This window comes from Brachyspira sp. G79 (genome assembly GCF_002379365.1).
GTDB lineage: Bacteria > Spirochaetota > Brachyspiria > Brachyspirales > Brachyspiraceae > Brachyspira.
This window is the reverse complement of record NZ_JQIU01000008.1, coordinates 2,150,204-2,153,441: the sequence shown is the minus strand read 5'-3', so window position 1 is coordinate 2,153,441 and position 3,238 is coordinate 2,150,204. Positions and strand designations below refer to the sequence as shown.

The 3,238-nt window shown below is 26.4% G+C and carries 4 protein-coding genes and 1 pseudogene; 2 read left to right on the top strand and 3 right to left on the bottom strand.

The window, feature by feature from the left end; all coding sequences use genetic code 11:
* Nucleotides 1–469: hypothetical protein (locus KQ44_RS10855; protein WP_240516605.1), on the top strand; the 469-nt coding region annotated here is incomplete at its 5' end.
* 81 nt (nucleotides 470–550) lie between these two features.
* Nucleotides 551–1,051 carry a type 1 glutamine amidotransferase domain-containing protein gene (locus tag KQ44_RS10850; RefSeq protein WP_096737413.1) on the top strand — a complete coding sequence of 167 codons (501 nt, stop codon included), beginning with the start codon at nucleotides 551–553 and terminating at the stop codon, nucleotides 1,049–1,051.
* Between the two features lie 84 nt (nucleotides 1,052–1,135).
* On the opposite strand, the gene KQ44_RS10845 is transcribed toward KQ44_RS10850, so the two are convergent.
* The 3 genes and pseudogenes from KQ44_RS10845 to KQ44_RS10835 all read right to left on the bottom strand — a co-directional run.
* Complete coding sequence (locus KQ44_RS10845; RefSeq protein ID WP_096737412.1) at nucleotides 1,136–1,573, bottom strand: hypothetical protein; 438 nt, start codon at nucleotides 1,571–1,573, stop codon at nucleotides 1,136–1,138.
* 25 nt (nucleotides 1,574–1,598) lie between these two features.
* The gene (locus KQ44_RS10840) at nucleotides 1,599–2,495 is read right to left on the bottom strand and encodes a hypothetical protein (protein ID WP_096737411.1); all 897 of its coding nucleotides are present in this window, start codon (nucleotides 2,493–2,495) and stop codon (nucleotides 1,599–1,601) included.
* 92 nt (nucleotides 2,496–2,587) lie between these two features.
* A pseudogene (locus KQ44_RS10835) lies at nucleotides 2,588–3,238 on the bottom strand (hypothetical protein); the annotation flags it as partial.

Here is a 3,238-nt window from a genome sequence, read left to right as displayed (position 1 = left end):
GAACAAATATAATATAAAAACAGAAAATCAAATATATGACCTTATAAAAAAAGAGAATCTCACATTTGAAGATATTAGTAAAAAACTAAATATTAATTATGATGATTTAAAAGAATATATTAATAAATCTAGTAAGAAATATAAAAAGAGTTTGGTTAAAAAAATAAGAAAGGCAAGAAGAGAATATTTTAATGACGTAAAAATAAAAATAGAAAATGCTGTAATAAAAAAAGCATTAGGCTATTATAGTAAAGATATTGTAAGAGAGATAAAAACTGACAAAGAAGGCAAAGAATCTAAAACTAAAAAAATAGTTTATAAATATAATCCTCCAAGCGAGAGGGCGGTTATAGTATTTTTTGAAATATTAAAAAATAGAAAAAATAAAAAACTTGAGAGAGAAGAATTAAAAAGAAATGTTCAGGAAGAAGAGAATAGAATAAATATCAGAGTGGGCTTTGATAATTAAACTATATTTTTACTTCTGGTAATAATTAAAAAAATGTTATATTATTATACGCACACTAAAAATTATAAAGGAATTATAAATATGAAAGCATTAATTATTACAGACAATTTTTTTGAAGATTCAGAATTGTTTTATCCATATTTCAGACTTATAGAAGAGGGCATTGATGTTGATATAGCAGCTCTAAATAAAGGTGAGATTAAAGGAGAATATTTTTTCAAAACAGAAGCAAAATTAAATTTCTCAGAGGTTGATCCTTCAAATTATAAAGCCTTAATAATACCAGGAGGAAGAGCTCCTGAAGCTATAAGAGGCAATGACGATGTAAAAAGAATTATCAAATATTTCGTTGATAATAACCTCACTATAGGAGCAATATGCCATGGACAGCAGACTTTGATATCAGCTAAAGTTTTGGAAGGCAAAGACGCTACCTGCTATATAAGTATAAAAGATGATTTGATAAATGCTAAAGCTAATTATAAAGATGAAAAAGTAGTGGTATGCGGTAATATTGTAACTTCAAGATGTCCAGACGATTTGCCTTATTTTGCTAAAGAGATAATAAAGAAACTCAAATAATATTTTGATATTATAAAAAACCTCATGCTTAAAAAACATGAGGTTTTTTTATATGATTAATCTTTAATTAAAAGAAAGTTATTTTTATTGTCTTTTTAAAGTACCAGAAGTACTTTCCTGTTTATTTCCATTTAGTGAAACAAATATTTTGAAACTGCCGCTATTATCACTGCTGAATGTAAACTCATAAATCATACTATATTCTGACATATTAATTTCATAAGTTTCGTTTCCTTTGTCTGTTATTTTATCTTTAGTTATAGGCTGATCTTCACTAACCAAAGGATATAAATTTCCTGTTATAGTGCCGTTTGCATCTATATTAATAGTTCCGCTTACAGTCTGTCCGTTTGCATCTTTGCCTTCAACTTGCCAATCTCCCTGATAAGTTTGTATCCCCTTATTAGGCGTAGTAGGAGTTGTATCATTTGTAGGGTCTGTGCCTTTCTTCTCTCCGCAGCTTACTGCAAATATGCTTATTAAAATTAAGCCCGAAATAATTGATAAAATTCTTTTTTTCATTTTTATTCTCCTTAAAAAATATAAATTAATCTTTCCAGCTGCTTGATGATAATTTTAAATTAATTTTTAATCCTGAAGTCATTATACTTTCTATATCATTTGCAAAACAATATCCAAATATTGGAGTGAACTTAAATACTAAATTAGCTGTTTTTCCAGAATAAGTAGTGGAAGAATAGTCTGGAGTATTTAAACCTAAATTATATAGTGCTGATGAATCTATTTTTAAAGATAAAGAAGCAGCTGCATTTTTAGCTGAGTAAGTAGTAGAAGATGAATCTGAATTTGAAGTTACATCTATATTAAAACCTGAAGCATTTAGCTGAAAACTGCTAGTATTAAATGAGGCCCCACTGAATCCATTTGCATAAAAACTTCCTACATTTTTTATCATAGTTTCTACTTGAGTTTTTGTTATTTCCTGCAAAGGCATAACAGAAATGCTGATATCTCTAGTAGAAGTTTTATTTTCTACATCTTGAGAAGCTGTTGTAAACTCAATAGTTAAAGTATAATTAATAGCTGTTTTTTTAGCAGCAGTTTTTAATTTTTCTATTCCTGTGCTTGATAAAGTTATTTTTATTTCATCACCTGTTATAATTGATGAAGTTTTTGACAATGTAAAATCAGCGGCTTCTAAAGCACTACCAGTAGATGTAACTTTAGTAATTTTAGCATCAACTGATACTGTTGGTGAAACGGTTATCTTTAAATCTACTTCTTTTTTTATTTGATTGTTATTAGCTGCTGTATTAACATCTATTCTACTATTTCCATTGTTTAAAAATGTATAAGTAACATTAAGATTTTTTGGTGTATCATTGATTGTTGGGTTTGTAGATGAGTTTGCATTATTGCCGCAGCTTACTGCAAATAATACAGCAATTAAACAAAGAGCGATTTTAATAATAGATTTTTTCATTTCTGTTCTCCTAAATTTTTTATTTTTTATATAACTTGCTATTATATAATTTATAACAAATGAAGTTTTTTATTCTTCAGTTAGTTATCGTTTTATACATTTTTTATGCCTTTTATCTCTTTTGATAAATCAGCAGTTTTTAATTTTTTATCCCTTTCTAAATGGATTTCGCTTTTTTTATATTGATTAGTTAAGTGAGCATTATTGATTATCAAATATTCTTTGTAGTATGATACTCTGTACATATACTCAATAGCATTTATAAAAGCCTCTTCTATGTATTTTTTATCATATTCTTCATGTTCTTTCAGTCTGATATCATACATAACTGCTTTATATATGGTTTTATAGTTAGCGTCAAAAAATATTTTTCTTTCCCTATTCTCCTCTTCTTTAAATTTTATTTCTTCATATTCAATTTCTTTTACTTTCTCTTCAAGACTTTCTTCATCTTCCTCATTATAAATATTTTCCTGATTATAAAAGAATAAAGCATTATTAATAAATATATCCTCATACTTTTTTATATCTTTCAAATCAAGATTTTTTAATTCATTTAAAAAGTCATAATCTTTTTTATTCTCTTTTGATGAGCGGTATAAATACATTAAAGATGAATGCAAAGAATCAAGTATATCTTTGTAGCTTTTTGCCATATAAGGATTAAAAAAGTACATGCTCTCTGCTATATAAAAAAATGTATTTATATCATCTATAATAGAATCTATATTATGCATTTTTTT